This window comes from Pseudoalteromonas sp. S16_S37, assembly GCF_014694405.1.
Lineage (GTDB): Bacteria > Pseudomonadota > Gammaproteobacteria > Enterobacterales > Alteromonadaceae > Pseudoalteromonas.
In genome coordinates, this window is the sequence record NZ_JAAUWV010000283.1 from 1 (window position 1) to 234 (window position 234).

Sequence of the window (234 nt, forward strand, 5' to 3'; positions counted from 1 at the left end):
ATTTCTAAGCATGCTCAAGCTGATCTTACCGAGCGAATGCCGCCCGGTCATTGTAACAGATGCGGGTTTTAAAGTGCCCTGGCTCAAGGCCGTGCGCAGGCAAGGTTGGCACTATATTATACCAATTACATTAAATAAGTGATCAGATATTGCGACAGATAAATGGCTTAGAAACAAGGCAAATATTTCGCTATGTAGTTATTCTACATGAGAAATATTTAACGCAGTTAATGA

General features: G+C 40.6%; 1 pseudogene. It reads left to right on the forward strand.

Annotated elements, in window-relative coordinates:
* Positions 1 to 136, forward strand: a pseudogene (locus HC733_RS22910) (transposase); the annotation flags it as partial.
* Between the last annotated feature and the right edge of the window lie 98 nt (positions 137 to 234).